This is a genomic window from Paenarthrobacter sp. AT5 (genome assembly GCF_032764245.1).
Lineage (GTDB): Bacteria > Actinomycetota > Actinomycetes > Actinomycetales > Micrococcaceae > Arthrobacter > Arthrobacter ureafaciens.
Window position 1 is genome coordinate 2,614,322 of sequence record NZ_CP136441.1, and the last position, 20,268, is coordinate 2,634,589.

General features: G+C 61.8%; 24 protein-coding genes. 14 read left to right on the forward strand and 10 right to left on the reverse strand.

Annotated elements, in window-relative coordinates:
• Positions 1-36 precede the first annotated feature (36 nt).
• Complete coding sequence (locus RI444_RS11995; protein ID WP_207604807.1) at positions 37-1,014, reverse strand: aldo/keto reductase; 978 nt, start codon at positions 1,012-1,014, stop codon at positions 37-39.
• 441 nt (positions 1,015-1,455) lie between these two features.
• Between RI444_RS11995 and RI444_RS12000 the strand changes: the two genes are divergently transcribed.
• The 5 genes from RI444_RS12000 to RI444_RS12020 all read left to right on the forward strand — a co-directional run bounded on the left by RI444_RS12000 (position 1,456) and on the right by RI444_RS12020 (position 5,589).
• The gene (locus RI444_RS12000; protein WP_242703055.1) at positions 1,456-2,589 is read left to right on the forward strand and encodes a tyrosine-type recombinase/integrase; all 1,134 of its coding nucleotides are present in this window, start codon (positions 1,456-1,458) and stop codon (positions 2,587-2,589) included.
• Positions 2,586-2,918, forward strand: a complete 333-nt coding sequence (locus tag RI444_RS12005) for a helix-turn-helix domain-containing protein (RefSeq protein ID WP_071416681.1) — start codon at positions 2,586-2,588, stop codon at positions 2,916-2,918. The genes RI444_RS12000 and RI444_RS12005 overlap by 4 nt, the downstream gene beginning before the upstream one ends.
• A 179-nt stretch (positions 2,919-3,097) precedes the next feature.
• Positions 3,098-4,438, forward strand: coding sequence for a recombinase XerD (locus RI444_RS12010; protein ID WP_242703054.1), 1,341 nt, complete (start codon positions 3,098-3,100; stop codon positions 4,436-4,438).
• Between the two features lie 55 nt (positions 4,439-4,493).
• Complete coding sequence (locus tag RI444_RS12015) at positions 4,494-5,108, forward strand: hypothetical protein (protein ID WP_071416679.1); 615 nt, start codon at positions 4,494-4,496, stop codon at positions 5,106-5,108.
• Entirely contained in the window at positions 5,101-5,589 is a 489-nt protein-coding gene (locus RI444_RS12020; protein ID WP_071416678.1) for an NUDIX hydrolase, read from the forward strand. The genes RI444_RS12015 and RI444_RS12020 overlap by 8 nt, the downstream gene beginning before the upstream one ends.
• Before the next feature lie 5 nt (positions 5,590-5,594).
• On the opposite strand, the gene RI444_RS12025 is transcribed toward RI444_RS12020, so the two are convergent.
• Positions 5,595-6,140 carry a GrpB family protein gene (locus RI444_RS12025; RefSeq protein ID WP_071416677.1) on the reverse strand — a complete coding sequence of 182 codons (546 nt, stop codon included), beginning with the start codon at positions 6,138-6,140 and terminating at the stop codon, positions 5,595-5,597.
• 220 nt (positions 6,141-6,360) lie between these two features.
• Between RI444_RS12025 and RI444_RS12030 the strand changes: the two genes are divergently transcribed.
• On the forward strand, positions 6,361-6,687 hold the full coding sequence (locus tag RI444_RS12030) for a hypothetical protein (RefSeq protein WP_021470535.1): 327 nt from the start codon (positions 6,361-6,363) through the stop codon (positions 6,685-6,687).
• Positions 6,688-6,759: 72 nt separating this feature from the next.
• Here RI444_RS12030 and RI444_RS12035 read toward each other — a convergent pair whose 3' ends face one another.
• Positions 6,760-7,083: a hypothetical protein gene (locus RI444_RS12035; protein ID WP_021470536.1), complete on the reverse strand. Its 324-nt coding sequence runs from the start codon at positions 7,081-7,083 to the stop codon at positions 6,760-6,762.
• A gap of 200 nt (positions 7,084-7,283) precedes the next feature.
• Here RI444_RS12035 and RI444_RS12040 point away from each other — a divergent pair, with 200 nt between their 5' ends.
• The gene (locus RI444_RS12040; protein ID WP_031215959.1) at positions 7,284-8,114 is read left to right on the forward strand and encodes a hypothetical protein; all 831 of its coding nucleotides are present in this window, start codon (positions 7,284-7,286) and stop codon (positions 8,112-8,114) included.
• Between the two features lie 7 nt (positions 8,115-8,121).
• On the opposite strand, the gene RI444_RS12045 is transcribed toward RI444_RS12040, so the two are convergent.
• The gene (locus RI444_RS12045) at positions 8,122-8,547 is read right to left on the reverse strand and encodes a VOC family protein (protein WP_021470538.1); all 426 of its coding nucleotides are present in this window, start codon (positions 8,545-8,547) and stop codon (positions 8,122-8,124) included.
• 216 nt (positions 8,548-8,763) lie between these two features.
• Between RI444_RS12045 and RI444_RS12050 the strand changes: the two genes are divergently transcribed.
• Together RI444_RS12050 and RI444_RS12055 are read left to right on the forward strand one after the other, a co-directional pair.
• The gene (locus RI444_RS12050; protein WP_021470539.1) at positions 8,764-9,153 is read left to right on the forward strand and encodes a DUF3054 domain-containing protein; all 390 of its coding nucleotides are present in this window, start codon (positions 8,764-8,766) and stop codon (positions 9,151-9,153) included.
• A 71-nt stretch (positions 9,154-9,224) separates the two neighbouring features.
• Entirely contained in the window at positions 9,225-9,503 is a 279-nt protein-coding gene (locus RI444_RS12055) for an Lrp/AsnC family transcriptional regulator (protein ID WP_018777675.1), read from the forward strand.
• Positions 9,504-9,509: 6 nt separating this feature from the next.
• Here RI444_RS12055 and trpD read toward each other — a convergent pair whose 3' ends face one another.
• Positions 9,510-10,574, reverse strand: a complete 1,065-nt coding sequence (gene trpD / locus RI444_RS12060; protein WP_021470540.1) for an anthranilate phosphoribosyltransferase — start codon at positions 10,572-10,574, stop codon at positions 9,510-9,512.
• 112 nt (positions 10,575-10,686) lie between these two features.
• On the opposite strand from trpD, the gene RI444_RS12065 reads away from it, so the two are divergent.
• The 4 genes from RI444_RS12065 to RI444_RS12080 all read left to right on the forward strand — a co-directional run bounded on the left by RI444_RS12065 (position 10,687) and on the right by RI444_RS12080 (position 15,057).
• Positions 10,687-11,361: a heme-copper oxidase subunit III gene (locus RI444_RS12065; protein WP_170828603.1), complete on the forward strand. Its 675-nt coding sequence runs from the start codon at positions 10,687-10,689 to the stop codon at positions 11,359-11,361.
• 87 nt (positions 11,362-11,448) lie between these two features.
• The gene (locus RI444_RS12070; RefSeq protein ID WP_021470542.1) at positions 11,449-12,237 is read left to right on the forward strand and encodes a c-type cytochrome; all 789 of its coding nucleotides are present in this window, start codon (positions 11,449-11,451) and stop codon (positions 12,235-12,237) included.
• A gap of 98 nt (positions 12,238-12,335) precedes the next feature.
• Complete coding sequence (locus tag RI444_RS12075) at positions 12,336-13,406, forward strand: ubiquinol-cytochrome c reductase iron-sulfur subunit (protein ID WP_021470543.1); 1,071 nt, start codon at positions 12,336-12,338, stop codon at positions 13,404-13,406.
• Positions 13,384-15,057 carry a cytochrome b gene (locus RI444_RS12080; RefSeq protein ID WP_021470544.1) on the forward strand — a complete coding sequence of 558 codons (1,674 nt, stop codon included), beginning with the start codon at positions 13,384-13,386 and terminating at the stop codon, positions 15,055-15,057. Before RI444_RS12075 ends, RI444_RS12080 begins: the two co-directional genes overlap by 23 nt.
• 86 nt (positions 15,058-15,143) lie before the next feature.
• On the opposite strand, the gene RI444_RS12085 is transcribed toward RI444_RS12080, so the two are convergent.
• Positions 15,144-15,932 (reverse strand): GntR family transcriptional regulator, encoded by a 789-nt coding sequence (locus RI444_RS12085; protein WP_021470545.1) that lies wholly within the window; start codon positions 15,930-15,932, stop codon positions 15,144-15,146.
• Between the two features lie 174 nt (positions 15,933-16,106).
• Here RI444_RS12085 and RI444_RS12090 point away from each other — a divergent pair, with 174 nt between their 5' ends.
• Positions 16,107-16,391 carry an HPr family phosphocarrier protein gene (locus RI444_RS12090; RefSeq protein WP_021470546.1) on the forward strand — a complete coding sequence of 95 codons (285 nt, stop codon included), beginning with the start codon at positions 16,107-16,109 and terminating at the stop codon, positions 16,389-16,391.
• 103 nt (positions 16,392-16,494) lie between these two features.
• On the opposite strand, the gene RI444_RS12095 is transcribed toward RI444_RS12090, so the two are convergent.
• The 4 genes from RI444_RS12095 to RI444_RS12110 form a co-directional block, all read right to left on the reverse strand.
• Positions 16,495-16,896, reverse strand: a complete 402-nt coding sequence (locus RI444_RS12095) for a cytochrome c oxidase subunit 4 (RefSeq protein ID WP_021470547.1) — start codon at positions 16,894-16,896, stop codon at positions 16,495-16,497.
• Positions 16,893-18,614: a cytochrome c oxidase subunit I gene (gene ctaD / locus RI444_RS12100; RefSeq protein WP_021470548.1), complete on the reverse strand. Its 1,722-nt coding sequence runs from the start codon at positions 18,612-18,614 to the stop codon at positions 16,893-16,895. The genes RI444_RS12095 and ctaD overlap by 4 nt, the downstream gene beginning before the upstream one ends.
• A gap of 9 nt (positions 18,615-18,623) precedes the next feature.
• Complete coding sequence (gene coxB / locus RI444_RS12105) at positions 18,624-19,496, reverse strand: cytochrome c oxidase subunit II (RefSeq protein WP_021470549.1); 873 nt, start codon at positions 19,494-19,496, stop codon at positions 18,624-18,626.
• Positions 19,497-19,681: 185 nt separating this feature from the next.
• Positions 19,682-20,071 carry a HesB/IscA family protein gene (locus tag RI444_RS12110; RefSeq protein WP_021470550.1) on the reverse strand — a complete coding sequence of 130 codons (390 nt, stop codon included), beginning with the start codon at positions 20,069-20,071 and terminating at the stop codon, positions 19,682-19,684.
• Positions 20,072-20,268: the final 197 nt, after the last annotated feature.

Sequence of the window (20,268 nt, forward strand, 5' to 3'; positions counted from 1 at the left end):
ACCCGAATCAGGATGTTCGGGCCCCCGGGCCGGCCGCTAGAAACCTTCGACGGCGTGAGGCACGTAATTCTCTTCCAGCCTGCGCATTTCGTCATCGCTCAGTTCAAGATCGACTCCGCGAACAGCATCCTCGAGATGGTTCGGCTTGGTGGCACCGATGATGGGGGAGGAGACCCCCGGACGATGCAGGAGCCACGCCAACGCAACCTGGGAGCGGCTCGCCCCACGTTCTTCGGCGATGGCACCTACCTGGTCGGCTATCTTGCGATCCTCCGACTCAAACTGCTGGTAGAGGACCTGGGCAAGCGGATCCGACTTGACGCGTTCGCTGCCAACATCCCAAGGGCGCGCAAGCTTCCCGCGTGCCAGTGGGCTCCACGGAAGCAGTCCAACGCCTTGGTCCACACAGAACGGGTGCAGTTCGCGTTCGTCTTCGCGGGTCAACAAGTTGTACTGGGACTGCATGGAGATGAACTGTGTCCACCCGTTGAGCTTGGCCGTGTACTGGAGCTTGGCAAACTGCCACGCCCACATTGACGAGGCTCCGATATAGCGCGCTTTGCCCGATTTCACTACATCGTGCAAGGCCTCAAGGGTTTCTTCAATTGGCACGGCCGGATCAAACCGGTGAATTTGGTAGAGGTCCACATATTCGGTGCCGAGCCGTCTCAGGCTGGCGTCGATCTGCTCCATGATGTGCCCGCGGGACAGTCCGCCGCCGTTCGGGCCGGGACGCATGGTTCCATGGACCTTGGTGGCAACGACGACTTCCTCGCGTTTGGCGAAGTCTTTCAGTGCCCGACCCAGGATTTCTTCACTGCTGCCAATCGAATAGATGTTGGCCGTGTCGAAGGTCGTGATGCCGAGCTCAAGGGCATTTTTGATGAAGCTGCGGCTTTCTTCTTCCGGCAACGTCCACCCATGGTTGCCACGGTCAGCATCGCCGTAGCTCATGCAGCCGAGGGTCACGGCGGAGACTTCGAGTCCGCTGTTGCCAATCTTCCTGTACTTCAAATGACGTTCACCTCTGGTTGAATGCCGGTTCGTGGGACGTTGGTGGCCGTGCATCCGGCAAGTCCGAGCCTCGCGGTGCGGGACCACGCTGCTCCCATTCAACCCGAGGATCCCTGCAAACCCGGGAACGCAGGCCCGGGTGTTTGCTTTATCCCTCCAACCCCTTCTGCCCACCCTGTTGAACCGCCGATAATCTACATTATGTAAAGTTCTAGTCTGCGTATTGCATCGGATGAATCAATCGCGGGCGGCTGACTCACTGCCCCGCTGGCCGTACTTAACCCAGCTCTGACCAGCGGAAACGCAGCACCGAACGTCGTCGTAACGGCGTCAAACCGTGTGTGGCGGCGGAACGATCAGGCGTTGCGCGGCCACCGCGACACGCCGTTGACCTGCGCAAACACAGATGGCGTCTCATCAGATGCATCATGGAATCACTGGATGAAACCGGATTCTCGGGAGGATTTGATGCAGGTTGATGGCTCCGGACGGGTCCGCCTGGTCGAGTCGGTGCCGGTCCTCCGGCCCGACGAGCAGGTGCTCCAGAAGATGCTCGAGGGCTGGCGGAACCAGCAGCTGTCACGCAACCTGCAGTTCGCGACCATCGACCAACGGCTCCGGATGGTCGAGCGCTTCATCAGCCACGTCAACGAAGACCCGTGGAACTGGACGCCCGCGCTTGTCGAGGAGTTCTCGGCGGACCTACGCACCCAGAAGCACGTTGCCCACTCGACGCTGCGCGGCTACCACTCCGCGTTGCGTGCCTTCACTAGCTACATCAGCAATCCCGACTACGGGTTCGACGTCGTGTGCGAGCGGTTCTTTGGCACCCACCCGGCGCAGGTGTTCTTCGACTGGAACACCGCTCCCCACGTCCAGGAGTACGACGGACGCCCGAAGAAACGTCCGTACACCCGTGATGAGATCAGTCAACTCTTCGACCACGCCGACGACGAGGTTGAACGGATCGGCAAGTCGGGCCGCAAGGGCTGGCAGGCCGCCTACCGGGACGCGGTCATGATGAAGATCGCGTACGGCTACGGGCTCCGGTTCAACGAGTTGAGGCACCTGCAAACGGTCGACTTCGCCCGCAACCCACACGCCCGAGAGTTCGGCGCGTTCGGCGTCTGCAAGGTCCGCTACGGCAAGGCAAAGCGGTCCTCGCCGCACAAGCCGCGCAGCGTTCTCACTGTCTGGCGGTGGACGCCCGGCATCATCGAGGACTGGCTCGCCAACGGCCGCGGTGATCCGGGCACCCTGGATCTCTTCCCCAGCGAACGCGGCGGACTGGTCGTCGAATCGACTCTGATCCGACGGGTCCGGCGCTACTGCGAGGAGTTGGGATTCTCCGATGGGCTCGATCTCCACTCGTTCCGTCGTTCGTACGCCACTCACCTGCTCGAAGCTGGATGGGACCCGCGGTTCGTGCAGGACCAGATGGGCCATGAGCACGGGGCGACAACCGGCATCTATCACTTCGTGTCCGACGAGTTCAGGCGCTCCACGCTCAGGAGCGCCTTGGACCGTACGGTGAAGGAAGCCATGGCCCGCAAGACCGAGGACGGAACATCATGAAGCGCAAGGTCGACTACACGTGGCGCCTGGCCGAGCTGATGGCCGCCCGAGGCCTGCACAACACCACGGATCTCATTCCCCTGCTGGCCGAGCGCGACATCAATCTGTCTCGACCGCAGGTGTACCGGCTGGTGAACCAGCGGCCGGAGCGCGTCTCCCTGATGTTGATCGCGGCGCTGTGCGACATCTTCGAGTGCGAGTCGACGGACCTGTTCACGACGACGGCGACGGATGTACGCGTGCGCAAGACGGGCACCGCTTCCCCGCCGAACGTTGTCTCGCTCGACCGCAGCGTGCGGCCGCGGCGCGCAAACATCCTCGACGAGTAGCGCCAGGAGCATCGATGGATCCGAAGCCGGCGGGCCTCTCCCCTCGCTCGACCGTCCAGGGTCGTCCGCGCGCGACGAGCACTCGCGACGATCCGTGTGCTCGCTGCGGCCGGAACATCCCCAGGCTCGCAGCCAACTGGCCAGAAGGCCGACTCTGCAACATCTGCTACTACGACGCCGTGCACACCCGCGGAACCTGCCCAGAGTGCCTCCAGGATCGGCTCCTGCCGGGCCTGCGCGCCACCGATCGCCAGCCGATCTGCTCGACATGCGCTGAGATCCCCGTCGACTTCCACTGCGAGCGCTGCGACGTCGAAGCAGCGCGACATCGCGGACGGCTCTGCGTCCGCTGCGCACTCCGCGACGACCTCCACGCGCTGCTCGGCGGCGCGCCAAGCGATCCCGCACTCCTCGGCCTTGTCGATGCTCTCTGCGCGTCAGACAGGCCCGAGTCCATCCTCGTTTGGAAGCGGTCGGCCAAGGTCCAGGAACTGCTTCGCGGGCTCGGTAACGGCGCCATCGCCGCGTCGCACGAGGGTCTCGACTCCGTGCCCGGCAAGCCCGCCGAGCATCTCCGGGCACTGATGCAGCACCACGGTCTACTCCCCCCTCGCGACCCCTACCTGCCGCGCTTCGAGCAATGGATCGACGCCAAGCTCGACGGACTCCCCGACGAGGTACGGCAGCCAGTTCAGCACTTCGCCACGTGGCACCACCTGCGGCGCATCCGCGCCAAGACCGGGGCTGGCGCACCCACTCGCGGGCCAATTCACTCCGCGAAGCAGGAGATCACCGAAACGGTGAAGTTCCTCGTGTGGCTCCACGAGACGTATCAGCGCACCGCGGCCACCTGCACTCAGCAGGACGTCGACGAGTGGCTCGCGGCCGGACCGACGACGCGCAGTGCGATCAGGACGTTCTTCGTGGTCGCGAAGCAGGCGCGTCTCAACACGGCGGTGACTGTTCAGCACCGATCCGCGAAGAGCAGCCCATCTCTCAGTCAGGACCAACGGCTCGCCTGGATCCACGAGCTCCTCACGGGCACCAGCGAGTCACTCCCCTACCGCGTCGCCGGGATGCTCCTGTTGCTCTACGCCCAGCCGCTGGTCAAGGTCGTCACCTTCCCGACCAGCATCGTCGACGACGCCGACTCTGGGATGAGCATCGTTCTCGGCACGCATCCGACCGATGTTCCCGAGCCGTTCGCCTCGCTCATCAGGGAGCACCTTGCCGCACGGCCGAACCTACGCACCGGCGCCGGATCCGACAGCCCGTGGCTGTTCCCGAGCACGCTTGCCGGCCGCCACCTACACCCCAACACTGTCATGGACCGCCTCCGCGACGTGGGCATCAACCTCCTCGGTGCCCGCAACCGTGCCATCGGTGAGCTCGTCCTTGAATGCCCGCCCTCCCTGGTGGCAGAGGCGCTCGGTTACAGCGCCCAGGTCGCGTTCCTCCACGCCGACAAGGCGGGCGAGCCGTGGGCCCGGTACGCCGGCCGATCCATCAAGGCCACTTGACCGTTGGCACACGCCGCTCTTTGCCGCCGTCACCCGGAATGCGAGGATCCTCGTCGTGTCTAGCGAATCGCCCGACCACTGGGTCTATGTCGTCACGGACATCGAGGTCGACGGACCGTGGCCAGGGCCGAACTCGATGCGATCGTTCGCGTCCGTCGCCATCACCCTCGACGGCACGGAGCACGGGCGCTTCGAAGCCGTTCTCGAAGAACTGCCCGGAGCCGCACCGAACCAGCAGACCCTCGCGTGGTTCCAGTCGATTCCCGACGTGTGGGAGGCCGCCACGACCGATCCGGAACCAGCGCCCGATGTGATGGCCAGATACGCGAGTTGGGTGAAATCACTGCCCGGCCAGAAGTGCTTCGCTGCCTCGCCCTTGGCCTTCGACGGCCTGTGGATCGACTTCTACCTTCGCCGGTTCACTCGCTACGGCATCATCCAGGGCCCATACGAGGACGACCGTGTCTTCGATGGCACTGGCCTCTGCCTTCGGAGCTACGCAGCAGCCGTGACCGGTCGCCCTGCGTCGGAGATCTCGCCAGCGAGCTTGCCGACCGAGTGGTTCGGCGACGTACCGCACACGCACCGCGCGATCGACGATGCTCTCGGATACGCCAACCTCCTCGTCACCCTGGGACGGATGGCGCAGTCGGGAGAGCGCGATGCCTGAAGACACGCGAGTCGCAGTTCGGATCGTCCTCCTGGACCAGTCCAGCCGCGTGCTCCTCTTCGAAGGCCGGGACCTCTCCGACACCGGTGACACGGTCCGATTCTGGTTCACGGCCGGCGGCGGAGTGGACACGGGCGAGTCGCTCGCGGAAGCCGCGGAGCGCGAGTTGCTCGAGGAGACCGGCCAGGCAGGACTGACTCTGATCGGGCCCTTCCATCGCCGGGAATTCGACTTTCTAAACCACGGTCAGCCACAGCATCAGATCGAGCACTTCTTCGCCGCAAGGACGAACAACAGCGCGCTGAGCGCCCACGGATGGACCGAGCTGGAACAGCGAGCCGTGACCACGTGGCGATGGTGGTCGACCGACGACCTCACAAGCGCGGACGTACAGGTCTTCCCCGACAACCTGGTCGATCTCGTCCGACAGGCGTCTGAGCTCGTTCGCACTGAGGCGGCCAGCCCGCCTGGCGAGCTGTAGTCGGGTCAGGCGGCAGGGTCGTTGAGGCGCAAGATCTGAAGGCACTCGTCGGAGGTGAGGTCGGACTCCGCGAGGACCTTCTGGAGAACCGCAGACTTTCGAGCGATGTAGGTATCGATGTCCATGTCGGGCTCCGCTGCAAGCGCCAGCTTCACGGCTCCGTACTCGTCACGCAGATCTTCCCGCACACGAAGGACGTCGCGAACCGCGAGGTGGTTGCGGACGTTCAACGTGCCCGCCCGGCAGACATAGACGTTCCGCCGCGGGTTCGCATCAGGAGCATGGAAGGCCTCCCGATCGACAACTCCCAGATCGCCGCGGTGAACGTACCCGGCCGAACCCAGGGCGGCGACCGCTGCCGACATCTCCGCTCCGTCGACGATGACGTCGATATCGAGGATGGGCTTGGCCGCCAGCCCTGGCACTGAGGTTGAGCCCACATGCTCGACTCGCGCGGTCGCCAGTCCAGCGAGAGCCTGCTTCAGGTCGCCTGCGACCAGCGCAAACTGCGCAGGCCACGATGGCGAGGACGCGACCACTTCGATAGGCACTGGGCGATGCTAGCCGCCGGTCTCACCGGGTCTCATACCCGCCGAATACGCGCGGACTTGATACGCAGCCTGTCCACTAAAGGGTTTAAGAATCCCCCAAAGACTCCCCTTGACGCCTCGCCGGCACCAGGGTCTTTGACATGCAACCCCGGCACTGGAATAGTGAGGAGTTCGCCCTTGCAGACCGGCGATTCTATAGCTATGGCCGGAGGCCTCTGCAATGAACGACACTTCCATACACGATTTCCTAACGCACAGCACTGTCAAGACTTCGACGGATGACGGCCTGGACCTTACAGCCCTTTACGGCCTGTACGTGAGTTGGAGTCTCACAAACGGACACCAGCCGATGGACAATGGTGCATTCGTGACGGCGCTCAGGCACTACGGCCTGGAGCATGACGACAACCGCGGAAGCGTCCGCTTCTACCCGGGAATCACGATGCTGGATCCTTCCGCCACGCTTGCGACCCCGGAAAATCCACTCAAGATCGACCTCACGACTGGTGATTCCGTCGCGGATAAGCCGGACGCACTACCCGTCTGATAACGAAAAACTGGTGTGGCCCGATCTGAAAAGATCGGGCCACACCTGTTTTTGCTCTTTGTCGCACCTTTGTCAGGCGACGGCGTTCGGAACCTCCAGGAATTCAGGGGCTCCGATGGAACGCATGGGAGCCGAGCCCGAAAGCACGTAGTCACGCGCCGCCGGCCCCACCATCCTCAGGCCAACCAGAACCCAGTTTCCCTCGTATCGGCCCCAGTGCAGATGGTGCCTGCGGAGCATGGACCCGAAGGTCCTCTCAGGTATCTTTTCCAGGTTTTCCAGCCGACACCAACTGATGTATAGGCCGTAAAGGGTATCGAGGTCCAAGCCCTCTTCAGTATCTTCTTCCACAATTAGGCATTCCTGGAGGAAGCGTGCGAAATTGTCAGTGGCCATGATGGCCTCCAATGGGTAAACAAGGCATGTAACGCCGGGCTGCATCGGCGAAGGAGCCTATAGGCCCACGCTACGCATGCAGGACCCTCTCCACAAGGGGTTCGGTTTGCGCTCCCCCGCTGCCTTCCAGGACGTGCGCCGCTCCTACGGGACGGACGGCCATATTTTCCACGCGCCGTCGGGACTAAAATTATGCAGTAATGACCCGCGCCCCAGTCCACGTTGTACGGATCGCGATCGCCGCGACCCTCTTGGCTGGCTGCACCTCTGGCGTTGGAATTCAAGACTCCTCCCCCAGCGTGGTTGCCGCGCCGGCGATTTCGGCGGCGGGAACGTCCCCGGAAGCTTCTGCTACTGCAGTTCCCACCGCTTCTCCGCCGCAACCGCCCGCTCCGGAAGCACCGGCACCAGCTCCCCAACCCTTCGTGTTGAACCTCTACGAGGAAGGTGACTTCGTCCCGCAGTACACGTTCGACTGGTGCGTCGCAGCGAGCATCCAAATGGCGTACAACCTTACCCGGCCCAACAGTTCGGGCACGTGGGCAGGTCGCGAGCAGCAGAACGAGCTGTGGGACATGGCGCGTGCACGCTCCTCCAACGCCTTCAACGGTGCCAACCCCCTTGGGTGGGCCCAGGTACTGAATGAGGTTGGCGTGGGCCCTTACGAGGTGGTCAGCATCGCCGACTACAACGAGGCACTTCGTACCGCGGCCAACGCCTTGGCAGCAACCGGCCGTCCCGTTGGACTTGTGATGTGGAGCGGACGGCACGCATGGGTCATGAGCGGCTTCCAGTCAGTTGGCGACCCCCGAATCCACCCCCGCTTCGAGGTGACCGGAGTTAACGTCCTGGATCCCTTGTATCCCTACGGCAGCGGCCAATGGGGGCCGTCTCCGGCCCCCAATACTCTCCAGAGCCCCGATGAATTGGCCAGGCAGTTCGTAGTACGCGAACCAAGGAGGTGGAGCAGCGCATTGCCAACGGGATACATGCTGGTACTTCCGGTTGCGACCGGAGACGGCGTCCGCTGAACAGCAGTTATTGCTGTTGCGCGCCGGCGATGTTTACCAGCCAGGCGATCCCGAACTTGTCCACGCACATCCCGAAGGTGTCACCCCACGGCGCGCTTTCAAGCGGCATGGTGACCGTACCGCCGTCGACGAGTTTGTCCCAGTAGCCCCGAAGTTCCGCTTCGTCCGCGGAGTCGCCGCTGAGGGAAACCGAAATATTGTTGCCGGGGTTGTACTCCATGCCGTTGGGCGTATCTGACGCCATCAAAGTAAGGCCGTGGGGTGACACCAGCATGGCGTGCATCACCTTGTCTGCTTCCTCTGGATCCTGGCTGGCCTGATAGTCGCCAAACGTGCTGATGTTCAGCTCTCCCCCAAAAACGGACTCATAGAAAGTAATCGCATCGCGGGCATTGTCGCGAAAGGAAAGGTAAGGGTTGAGGCGGGAAGTCATGGGTGAATACTCCTCAGGTTGTGGATGGTGCGCGCGTCACCGTGCGGATATGGTAACAGCGCTACCAACGGCCTGTCCCCTGATTTCCCAGGCGCCGTGGTAAGCCCCTCGGAGCCCGTTGCAGGGCCAAGCCGGTCATCCCCGCGGACAAAGATCCACAGGACTTTCGCTTCGCCGGCTTCGCCCATTGGGCCGTCCCCGGATATTGTCGGAGTCATGCCCTCCCCAAAAAGATCTTGGATTCCGGCTGCCGCCGGCGACTTGCTGCTCATCCTTGCTTTCGCCGCAATCGGACGCGACGCCCACAGCCGTGGGGATATCATCACCGGGGTCTTCTTGACTGCCTGGCCCTTCCTGGTGGGAGCCGCGGCGGGATGGTTGGCCGGGCGCGCATGGCGAAAACCGTTTGCGCTCTGGCCGTCGGGAATTGTCATCTGGGCCGGAGCCCTGCTTGTGGGCATGTTGCTGAGAGCCCTTACCGGGCAAGTGGTGGTGCTGCCGTTCTTCATTGTCGCGTTTGCCGCATTGGCCGCCCTGCTGCTCGGATTCCGCCTGGTGGTCGGCATCGCAGTACGCCTCTACGCCCGCGGCCGTCGACCAGCCTGATCGGCCATTTGGCACAGCACATGCACTAGGCTTGTTTGCGTCCGCACTGACGACTTCCGGAAGGGCTTCACGTGATCACCGCCTTTGTCCTGATCAAGACCGACGCTTCACGCATTCCGGAGACAGCCGAACAGATTTCGGCGATCCAAGGCATCAGCGAGGTCTACTCGGTCACAGGAGAATGGGACCTGATCGCAGTCGCACGCGTGAGCAAACACGAGGACCTGGCCGATGTCATTGCCGACCGGTTGTCGAAAGTCCCTTCAGTGGTCCACACCACCACGCACATCGCATTCCGGGCCTACTCCCAGCACGACCTCGACGCCGCGTTTGCCCTGGGGTTCGAATAGCCGGCCCTAGGCCTGGTCTTGGCTGAGTGAAGTCCACTTGGAAAGGACTGCCGCAGCTTTGCCGGAATCCACCGATTCGGCTGCGCGCTCGAAGGCTGCCCGCATGCGATCCACCAAAGGGCCCACGGCCGTAAGGTCAGCAGCAACCAGCCCTGCTGCAGCGTTCAACAGCACGGCATCCCGGATTGGACCGGTCTTTCCGTTGAGTATTTCCCGCACGACAACGGCGTTGGCAGCAGCGTCTCCGCCCCGCAGGTCGGCCACTGTGGATGCAGCTACGCCAAGATCCGCGGGTGAAAATACTTGTTCATGCACTTCTCCCCCACGGATCTCCCAGACGGTGGAAGGCCCCGTGGGAGTGAGTTCGTCCAGGCCATCGTCACCACGGAACACGAGCCCGCGGCTGCCGCGGCGAGCCAGCACACCCGCCACTAGAGGTGCCATCCGGGCATTTGCGACCCCCACGGCCGAGGCCTGCACATGCGCCGGGTTGGTCATGGGACCCAGGAAGTTGAAGGCGGTGGGCACTGCGAGCTCGCGGCGGGGCACGGCCGTGTGCCGGAAGGATGGATGAAATACCTGCGCGAAGCAAAACGTGATTCCGGCTTCCTCAGCGTTGCGGGCCACCCGTTCGATCGGGAGGTCCAGACGCACGCCAAGGGCTTCCAGGACATCGGCTGAACCCGACGTCGATGACGCAGCACGGTTACCGTGCTTTACTACCTTCGTGCCCGCCCCCGCAGCAACGAGGGCGGCCATCGTGGAGATATTGACGGTGTTCAGGCGGTCGCCACCCGTACCGACGATGTCCAGCTTCTCCCCCGAAATCTCGATGGGGTTGGCATTGCGGATCATGGCCTCGACAAGCCCGGCCAGTTCTTCCACGGTTTCGCCCTTGGCGCGCAGGGCCACCAGGAAGCCTGCAATCTGCGCTGGCGTCGCATCGCCGGCCATGATCGTGTTCATCGCCCACTCGGTGTTATCCGCAGCCAGGTCGTCGCCGTTGATCAGTGCAGAGATGAGCCCTGGCCAGGTGTTGCTGGCTGCAGGTGCCGATGCCGGAGAAGTCACCCACCGATGCTATCGACCGAGCCACGCCGATGACCAATGTGAACGAGGCCGGGAACTTTTCCGCGCGATTTCGCGTCTTTGTAGAAAAAGTCTCCCGATTCGGTGGTTTGCATTGGGAAGTCTGGACTTTTACAGACATAATGTCCTTGTGACATCTGCGACCCATGCCCCCAGTACCCCGGCGCACCCGACGCTGAACCGCCCCAACTTGGTTTCTGTAGGAACCGTAGTTTGGCTGTCCAGTGAGTTGATGTTCTTCGCCGGCCTCTTTGCCATGTACTTCACTCTGCGTTCCACGTCTGGACTGATGTGGGCGGAGGAGACGGCCAAGCTCAACTTCCCGTTTGCGCTCGTCAACACCATCGTCCTTGTGGCAAGTTCCTTTACTTGCCAGATGGGTGTGTTTGCTGCCGAGCGGCTCGAACCCCGCCGGACCGGTGGACCACTGCAGTTCACCCGCTGGGGCATGAGCGAATGGTTCATCCTCACATTCGTCATGGGCGCCTTCTTCGTTGCCGGCCAGACGACCGAGTACGCAATGCTCGTCTCCGAGCACGTTTCCTTGTCGTCCAACGCTTACGGCTCCGCCTTCTACATGACCACCGGCTTCCACGGCCTCCACGTCATCGGCGGCCTCATCGCCTTCCTCTTCATCATTGGCCGCGCTTTCGCAGCCAAGAAGTTCGGACACTTCGAAGCGACGTCGGCGATCGTCACCTCTTACTACTGGCACTTCGTTGACGTTGTGTGGATCGGCCTCTTCCTGGTCATCTACGTCCTCAAGTAGCCCGGCTTTGACTCTTTTTCTACAAGAGGCAGAATTTCAAGAAGCGGCTCACGGAGCCGACGCAGGATCGAATAAAGGAACCACCACGTGAAGGCACTCTCGCAGAAGCGACGTCACCCACTGGCAGCCATTGCGCTGCTGTTGATGGGCCTCCTCCTCACTGGTGGGCTTTACGCCATTGCCACATCCGTCAACCAGGCCAAGGCCGACACCACGAGCTTCAGCGCCAGTGACGTAGAAGAAGGCGGCAAACTCTTTGCTGCCAACTGCGCCACCTGCCACGGCATGGGTGCAAGCGGAACCCAGGACGGCCCCTCGCTGGTCGGCGTGGGCGCTGCAGCAGTTGACTTCCAGGTTGGCACCGGCCGTATGCCCATGCAGATGAATGGCCCGCAGGCTCAGAAGAAGCCCGTTCAGTTCAATGACGAGCAGACCAAGCAGCTCTCCGCCTATGTCGCATCGCTCGGCGCAGGCCCGGCCATTCCGGAGGAGCACCTCCTGGATGAAAAGGGTGACGCAGCCAAGGGTGGCGAACTCTTCCGCGTCAACTGTGCAATGTGCCACAACGCAGCAGCAGCAGGCGGCGCGCTGACCCGCGGCAAGTTCGCTCCCGGTCTTGCCGATGTCACAGGCAAGCACATCTACGAGGCAATGGCCACGGGTCCGCAGAACATGCCCGTGTTCAACGACTCCAACGTCACCCCCGAAGACAAGCGCGACATCATCACCTTCCTGAAGACGATCGAAGCCAACGGCTCCCCGGGTGGCGCGGAGCTTGGCTCCCTGGGCCCCGTAGCTGAAGGCCTGTTCGTATGGGTTGCCGGCCTGGGCGTCATTATCGCCTTCACCATCTGGCTGACGTCCCGCACGTCCTAGTCCTCACGGACATAAAACTTCTGCTGCACGGTCAGCAGTTTGGAACTGAAAATTAACTCGGCTCAGACCGAGACAACGAGAGAAGGATGAGGCGAATTATGGGCAACCATAGTGACGGCAGTCCGAACCACTCGGGCACCGTAGCTACGGCTGGTCAGAATGAGGTGGAGAAGTTCCAGGATCCTGGTCTTCCTCCGCATCGTTTGCGCCTGGCTGACACGGACCCGGTAGCCGCAAAGCGCGCCGAGCGTCAGGTAGCCATTCTGTTTGGCATTTCCGTCATCGGAACGCTGGTCTTCCTGGTGGCGTACTTCGCCATCGATCTGGGCGATGACACGAGCATCGCAACGATTCGTACGCAGAACCTGCTTCTGGGTCTGGGAACGGCCTTTGCAATGCTGGGCATCGGCACCGGCATCGTGCACTGGGCCAAAGCCCTGATGCCCGATCACGAAGTCTCGGAAGAACGCCACGCAATTCGGACCGAGGATGACCGCCAGGCCGCGGTCCGGATCGTCGACGACATCGTCGAGGAAACCGGAATCAAGCGCCGCCCGCTGATCCGCAACACCCTCCTGGGTGCTGTGGCCCTTGCTCCCCTGCCGGCCCTGGCCATCTTCGGCGACCTGGGTCCCCGCCCCGACGACAAGCTCGCACACACCATGTGGGCCCCCGAGGGCGGCAAGCTCAAGCGACTGACCCGCGACCCCGACGGAACCCCGATCAAGGCATCGGATGTCACCATCGGTTCCGCGTTCCACGTGATTCCGGAAGGCCTGAACGAACTCCACGAGGGCAAGCTGAACGAGAAGGCCAAGGCCGTCGTCCTCCTGATGCGCCTCGATCCGAACTCGCTCAACCCGTCACCGGGCCGTGAAAACTGGGGTTACAACGGAATCGTTGCCTACTCCAAGATCTGCACCCACGTTGGTTGCCCCGTTGCTCTCTACGAGCAGCAGACGCACCACCTTCTGTGCCCGTGCCACCAGTCCACATTCGACCTCACGCAGGAATGCAAGGTCATCTTTGGACCGGCAAGCCGTCCGCTTCCCCAGCTGCCGATCGCAGTTGACGCAGAGGGCTACCTCGTCGCCACCAGCGACTTCAAAGAACCTGTAGGACCGAGTTACTGGGAGCGTGACGAGCATGAGCGCCTCATCAACAGCTGAAGCCCCCTTCGTAGCGAAGACCAAGGTAGGACGCTTTACTGACTTTGTTGACCAGCGTGTAGGCGGCTCCGGCATCCTGCGTGAATTTGGCCGCAAGGTCTTTCCGGACCACTGGTCATTCATGTTCGGTGAGGTGGCGCTGTACTCCTTCGTCATCCTGCTGCTTTCCGGAACGTTCCTGACGTTCTTCTTCGACCCGTCCATGGCTGAGACCCACTACCAGGGTTCCTACACGCCGCTGTACAACGTCGAAATGTCCGTCGCATACAACTCCTCCCTGAACATCTCATTCGATGTCCGCGGTGGTTTGTTCATGCGCCAGGTGCACCACTGGGCTGCCCTCCTCTTTGTGGCGTCCCTGGGTGTACACATGCTGCGCGTTTTCTTTACGGGCGCTTTCCGCAAGCCCCGTGAAATGAACTGGGTTGTGGGCGGTGTCCTGTTGATCCTTGCGATGGCAGCAGGCTTCACCGGCTACTCCCTCCCCGATGACCTCCTCTCCGGCAACGGCCTCCGCATCATCGACGGCGTCATCAAGTCCATCCCGGTCATCGGAACGTACATCTCCTTCTTCCTTTTCGGTGGAGAGTTCCCGGGCACGGCAATCATCGGCCGTCTGTACGTGCTCCACATCCTGCTGGTGCCTGCGCTCATCCTCCTGATGATCGTCATCCACCTCTTCATGGTTGTTGTTCACAAGCACACGCAGTACCCCGGCCCCGGCCGTAATGACGGCAACGTCGTCGGCTACCCCCTTGGTCCGGTCTACGCTGCCAAGGCCGGTGGATTCTTCTTCATCGTCTTCGGTGTCGTTGCCCTGATGGCAGCCGCGTTCACTATCAACCCGATCTGGAACTACGGTCCCTACGACCCTTCACCGGTGTCTGCTGGTACCCAGCCTGACTGGTACATCGGATTTGTTGACGGCGCACTCCGACTTATGCCGGGTGTCATCAATGACTTCCACTTCGAGTACGTCATCTTCGGCCACACGCTGACGCTGAACGTCCTGCTGCCGGCCCTGGTACCGGCCGGTATCATCTTCACCGTTCTGTTCATGTACCCGTGGATCGAACGTTGGATCACCAAGGACGATCGTGAGCACCACGTACTCGACCGCCCCCGGAACGCTCCGACCCGTACCGCAATCGGCGTAGCAGGCTTCACCTGGTACTGCGTGATGTGGGCTGCTGCAGGCTCCGACCTCATCGCCACCCACTTCCACGTCTCGCTGAACGACGTCACCTACTGGCTGCGTGCCCTGTTCTTCATCGGACCGGTCATCGCGTTCATCGTGACGAAGCGCATTGCCTTGGCTCTGCAGCGCAAGGATCGTGAAATCGCACTCCATGGCCGCGAGACCGGACGTATCGTGCGGCTCCCCCACGGCGAGTTCATCGAAGTGCATGCACCTCTCGACGAGTACAAGCGCTACAAACTCGTTGGCTTCGAGTCCCCTGCACCGATTCCGGCTCAGCCCAACGAGCACGGTGTTGTAACCCGCAAGGAAAAGCGCCGCGCGGCTCTTTCCAAGTGGTTCTTCGAGGACCGCGTTGCCCCGGCGACTCCGGCCGAGCTCGAGGCGGCGCACGCACATGGCCACCACGAGGCCATCGAAGCAGGCGAAGACCAGAAGAGCCTGAGCCACTAGTCAAGGTTCAAAGACAGTAAAAGCGGGCCCGATCCAATGGATCGGGCCCGCTTTTTGCGTGCTCGGCCTCATCAGCATCCGAGGCGTTATTGGACGCGATACCCGGAAGAGTAGTTCCTGGTCGGACGCACGCCGGGGCGCTGCAATGGTACCCAGAGCTTGTACCGGTCGGCCCGGTAATAGGACACGGAGTAGTCCACCATGGCCCGTGCCACAAACGCGTGGCGCTGGATTTTGAGGAGCGGAGCACCGACGTCGACATTGAGCAGCCTGGCAGTCGACGGTGACGCAGCGGTGGCCTCGATCATGTCCTCGCCCCACTCCATGACGAGCCCGTACCGCTCGCTGAGAACGTTATAGAGCGACGTTGGTGGTGCCTCGTCAAGGAGGCCAGGCACACGGTGGGCGGGTATGAAGTTCTCATCCACGCTCATGGGCTCGTTGTCAGCAAGAAGCAGCCGGCGAAAGCGCACAAGGGGCGTTCCTTCGTCCAACTGAAGCTCCCTCGCCAGGAAGGCACTGGCGCCAATCTGTTCGAAACTCAGAACCTTGGCTGCCGGCACCATGCCACGGCGCTGCATTTCCTCGCTGTACGAGGTGAGCTTCACCTGCAGGTCCAGCTTGGGCTTCTTGACGAAGGTGCCCAGGCCGACCACCCGCTCCAACACTTCCTCGCCGACCAGCGCATCGATGGCCTGCCGCACAGTCATACGAGCAAGGCCAAACCTGAGAGACAGATCCCGCTCGGAAGGAAGCGACGAACCGGGAGGACACGACTCTCCGATGAAGGCCCTGAGGATCTCCCTCAGCTGGATGTAGATGGGCGTACTGCTGGTCCGGTCTATTTCACCGACGATTCTGGCCGCCTCAGGCATGTCCCGTCCCCAAGTTCGTTTGGCTCATAGAACAAGGGTAAATCAACGGCAGCACGGTCTAGACCACTACGGCTATAGGAATGGGCGGAGGACCGAAGACGCGGTTACCCTAGGAATGATCCGTTCCCATCCCGCTCTCCAACAGACCAGCCGGGACCCATTCTAGGAGCAGGCTTGCCCCAGCAGCATTCCTTCGTCGCAGCCGAGATCGGGCTTCACGCCCGAGCAGCTGCCGTCTTTGTCCGGGCCGTCAACGAAACCGGCCTTCCTGTCACCATCCGCAAACCCGACGGCCTCCCCGTCGACGCCCGCTCCCTCCTGCAGGTCATGACCGAGGACTTTGCCCACGGCTGCCAGGTGGTGCTGGAAGTGGACCAGGACGAGCTCTCAGGCGATGAATCCTCTCAGGAGCTATCCGAGGCCTTGGAGAGGTTGTCAGCCGTCCTGGAGACCTCCTAGGGCTGCCGGCCCACAGCCACCAAGACCCGCGGGCCTCGCCATCTGGTTAAACAGCAAAGGTCCCCACCATCCATGGTGGGGACCTTTGCTGTTGGAAATTGACCTAGTGCGCGTGGTCGCCGCGGCTGTACTCGAAGACCCAGCCAATAAGGGCCACGATGGCTAGGCCACCGGCAACGTAAGTCACCCAGAAACCAATAGCCAAGCCAAGGAATCCGCCTGCGCATGCAAGGCCGAGGACCAACGGCCACCAGCTCCACGGGCTGAAGTGCCCCTGCTCGCCGGCACCCTCGTGGATCTCAGCGTCCGGACGGTCTTCCGGGCGCATGCCGATCCTGCGGCCTGTGAAGCCGAGGTAAGCACCGATCATACCTGCAAGACCACCCACGAGGAGGATGCCCAGGATACCGACCCATTCGGACCATTCCGTCAGGAATCCGTAAATGATGGTCACGGGGATGAAGAAGAATACTCCTGCTCCGAAGAGCCACGATTCAATTTTCACTTACGCACGTCCTTCTGGTCAGCGTTGCCGAGAATTACGGCTGCCGGGTCCGGAGCCTGGGCAGTGTGGACCTGTGCCAGTTCGGGGTGGTGCAGGTCCAGAGCCGGGCGCTCGGAGCGGATGCGGGGCAGGGAGGTGAAGTTGTGACGGGGCGGCGGGCAGGAAGTTGCCCACTCCAGCGAAGCGCCGAAGCCCCAGGGATCGTCAACCTCAACCTTCTTGTTGCTCCGCCAGGTGATGTAGACGTTCCAGAAGAACGGCAGGAGTGACGCACCAAGAACGAAGGACGAGATCGTGGAGAACTGGTTCATCCAGGTGAAGTTGTCCTGCGGCATGTAGTCGGCGTAACGGCGGGGCATGCCTTCAACACCGAGCCAGTGCTGGATGAGGAAGGTGCCGTGGAAGCCAAGGAACAGCAGCCAGAAGTGGATCTTGCCCAGGCGTTCGTTGAGCATCTTTCCAGTCCACTTGGGCCACCAGAAGTAGAAGCCGGCGAACATTGCGAACACAACGGTGCCGAACACCACGTAGTGGAAGTGCGCCACCACGAAGTAGGAGTCCGAAACGTGGAAGTCCAGAGGCGGGGAGGCCAGGATGATGCCAGTGAGGCCACCGAAGAGGAAGGTCACCAGGAACCCGATGCTCCAGAGCATCGGAGTTTCGAACGTGATGGAACCTTGCCAGAGCGTACCGATCCAGTTGAAGAACTTCACGCCGGTGGGTACCGCAATCAGCATCGTCATGAAGGCAAAGAACGGCAGCAGGACGGAACCGGTGACGTACATGTGGTGGGCCCACACCGTTACCGACAATGCGGCAATGGCGATGGTCGCGTACACAAGGCCCTTGTAGCCGAAGATCGGCTTGCGGCTGAAGACAGGGAAGATCTCAGAGACGATGCCGAAGAACGGCAGGGCGATGATGTACACCTCGGGGTGTCCGAAGAACCAGAACAGGTGCTGCCAGAGTACAGCGCCACCGTTCTCGGGGTCGAAGATGTGTGCGCCAAAGCGACGATCAGCACCGAGGGCGAACAGTGCAGCTGCCAGCGGCGGGAATGCCATCAGAACCAGGATTGCCGTCACCAGGGTGTTCCACGTGAAGATCGGCATACGCCACATGGTCATGCCAGGGGCACGCATGCAGATGATGGTGGTGATGAAGTTAACCGCACCAAGGATGGTACCGAAGCCTGACAGTGCGAGGCCGAAGACCCACAGGTCACCGCCCACGCCGGGGCTGAAGGTTGTATTCGACAACGGAGCGTAGGCGAACCAACCGAAGGATGCAGCACCCTGCGGGGTGATGAAGCCGGACACCGCGATGGTGGAACCGAACAGGAAGAACCAGAAAGCCAGGGCGTTCAGTCGCGGGAACGCGACGTCGGGAGCACCGATCTGGAGCGGCATGATGACGTTGGCGAAGCCGGCAAACAGCGGCGTTGCAAACATCAGGAGCATGACCGTGCCATGCATGGTGAACATCTGGTTGTACTGTTCCTTGGTCTGCAGGATCTGCATACCGGGTTCGAACAGTTCAGCACGGATCAGCAGCGCCATGACGCCACCGAGGCAGAAGAACACGAACGAGGCGATCAGGTACATGTACCCGATGGTCTTGTGGTCCGTGGAGGTAATCCAGTTGACGACGATTCGCCCCTTGGATTTAGGAACAACGGGAGTCTCGAGGACCCCGGCGGATTGAGTGTACGTAGCCACTTCGCTCCCTTACTTGGTTGCGTTCAGGTTCGGGTTGCGGTCATATTCCGCACCGAGCAGGCCAGTGTTGCCTTCCTGGCGGAGCTGGTCCATGTGAGCCTTGAACTCAGACTCGGACACAACCTTGACGCGGAAAAGCATTTCGGAGTGGTACTCACCGCAGAGTTCAGCACACTTGCCGTCGAAGGTGCCTTCCTTGGTGGGCGTGAACCGGATGTAGTTGGTCTTACCCGGGATCATGTCGCGCTTCTGAAGGAAGGCGGGGACCCAGAAAGAGTGGATGACATCGCGGGAGTTGAGCTCCAGGTCAACGGACTTGTTGACCGGCAAGTACAGGGTGGGGAGCAGTTCCTTGTTGACTTCATTGCCAGTAAGGTGCGCCTGCACGCCGGCCTCGTGAACATCTTCGGTGATGACCTGGCCCTGCTTGTAGTTGAAGTCCCAAGCCCACTGCTTGCCACGGACATCAACAACGACGTCGGCAGGCTGCGAGCGGTCATCGATCGCACGCTGGTCCTGGTCGGTGAAGTAGAAGAACACCAGCACCATGAACAGCGGGATGGTCAAGTAGAAGACCTCGAGCGGCAGGTTGTAGCTGAGCTGCTTCGGGAAACCGGTGGTGCCCTTACGGCGGCGGTAGGCAATGATGCACCAGACCAACAGGCCCCACGTGATAATACCGACTGCCAAGGCGGCGATCCATGAGTTGACCCAGAGGTCCATGATCCGGTCAGTGTGGTTGGTGGTGCCGCGCTCTGTAGGCAGCCAACCCTTCTCTACCTCTGGTGAACATCCGGTCAAAACCAACGCGCCGGCTAGTGCCAAGCCAGTGATCGAAGTGATCTTTATGCGTCGGCTGCCGGTTCGGTTCTGCGAACTCACAGACGGCCCTTCCTCTTGTTGCTGTCTCCCGGCAGGCCGAAGGCCCTCCGGGCACACTAAAAAGTTTTACTACCCGATGTAGAGCTTACCGCTATGAAGCGGTTTTCGCGCACATGTCGGCGCCGTGGCTCCGAACGCGATGAAACGCGACCGGGACGGCGCCGACATGAGGCTGCTAGCTCGGATCAGTGGAACGAATCGCCGCAGGCGCACGAGCCGCCGGCGTTGGGGTTGTCGATGGTGAACCCCTGCTTCGAAATGGTGTCTTCGAAGTCGATGCTCGCTCCGCTGAGGTAAGGAACGCTCATCTTGTCTACTACCACCTCGACGCCGTCGTAGTCACGGACGGCATCGCCATCAAGCAGACGCTCGTCGAAGTAGAGCTGGTAGATCAGACCGGAGCAGCCACCGGGCTGGACTGCAACACGAAGCCGCAGATCGGTGCGCCCTTCCTGCTCGAGGAGGCTGCGGACCTTGCCTGCTGCGACCTCGGTCAGGTTGACCTCGTGCGTGGGAAGCTCATCGCTCGGGGCGAGCTCGGCTCCAGTGCTGTTTTCGTTGGTTGCAGTGCTCATTGGCCTACCTTCTTATAACGCGCTTGGCAGCGGCGCCGGGGACGCAGCCTGCCCTTACCCAATTACGTACGGGTTATAGCTCCATGCTACGTCGCGCGGACGCATAGCTATAACTCCCTGACGTAACCGCGCCATGCACGGACTTGTTCCCGGCGGACCCCTCTGGGCGCCCGCCGGGCTTCGCCGGACAAACGTTG

Bases quoted from the DNA above. Each gene is read 5' to 3' on its own strand.
- RI444_RS12075 (WP_021470543.1), top strand. From the start codon at position 12,336: ATGGGCAACCATAGTGACGGCAGTCCGAACCACTCGGGCACCGTAGCT.
- RI444_RS12050 (WP_021470539.1), top strand. From the start codon at position 8,764: ATGCCCTCCCCAAAAAGATCTTGGATTCCGGCTGCCGCCGGCGACTTG.
- RI444_RS12005 (WP_071416681.1), top strand. From the start codon at position 2,586: ATGAAGCGCAAGGTCGACTACACGTGGCGCCTGGCCGAGCTGATGGCC.
- RI444_RS12045 (WP_021470538.1), bottom strand. From the start codon at position 8,547: ATGACTTCCCGCCTCAACCCTTACCTTTCCTTTCGCGACAATGCCCGC.
- RI444_RS12085 (WP_021470545.1), bottom strand. From the start codon at position 15,932: ATGCCTGAGGCGGCCAGAATCGTCGGTGAAATAGACCGGACCAGCAGT.
- RI444_RS12035 (WP_021470536.1), bottom strand. From the start codon at position 7,083: ATGGCCACTGACAATTTCGCACGCTTCCTCCAGGAATGCCTAATTGTG.
- RI444_RS12000 (WP_242703055.1), top strand. From the start codon at position 1,456: ATGAAACCGGATTCTCGGGAGGATTTGATGCAGGTTGATGGCTCCGGA.
- RI444_RS12040 (WP_031215959.1), top strand. From the start codon at position 7,284: ATGACCCGCGCCCCAGTCCACGTTGTACGGATCGCGATCGCCGCGACC.
- RI444_RS12020 (WP_071416678.1), top strand. From the start codon at position 5,101: ATGCCTGAAGACACGCGAGTCGCAGTTCGGATCGTCCTCCTGGACCAG.
- RI444_RS12110 (WP_021470550.1), bottom strand. From the start codon at position 20,071: ATGAGCACTGCAACCAACGAAAACAGCACTGGAGCCGAGCTCGCCCCG.
- RI444_RS12080 (WP_021470544.1), top strand. From the start codon at position 13,384: ATGAGCGCCTCATCAACAGCTGAAGCCCCCTTCGTAGCGAAGACCAAG.
- RI444_RS12030 (WP_021470535.1), top strand. From the start codon at position 6,361: ATGAACGACACTTCCATACACGATTTCCTAACGCACAGCACTGTCAAG.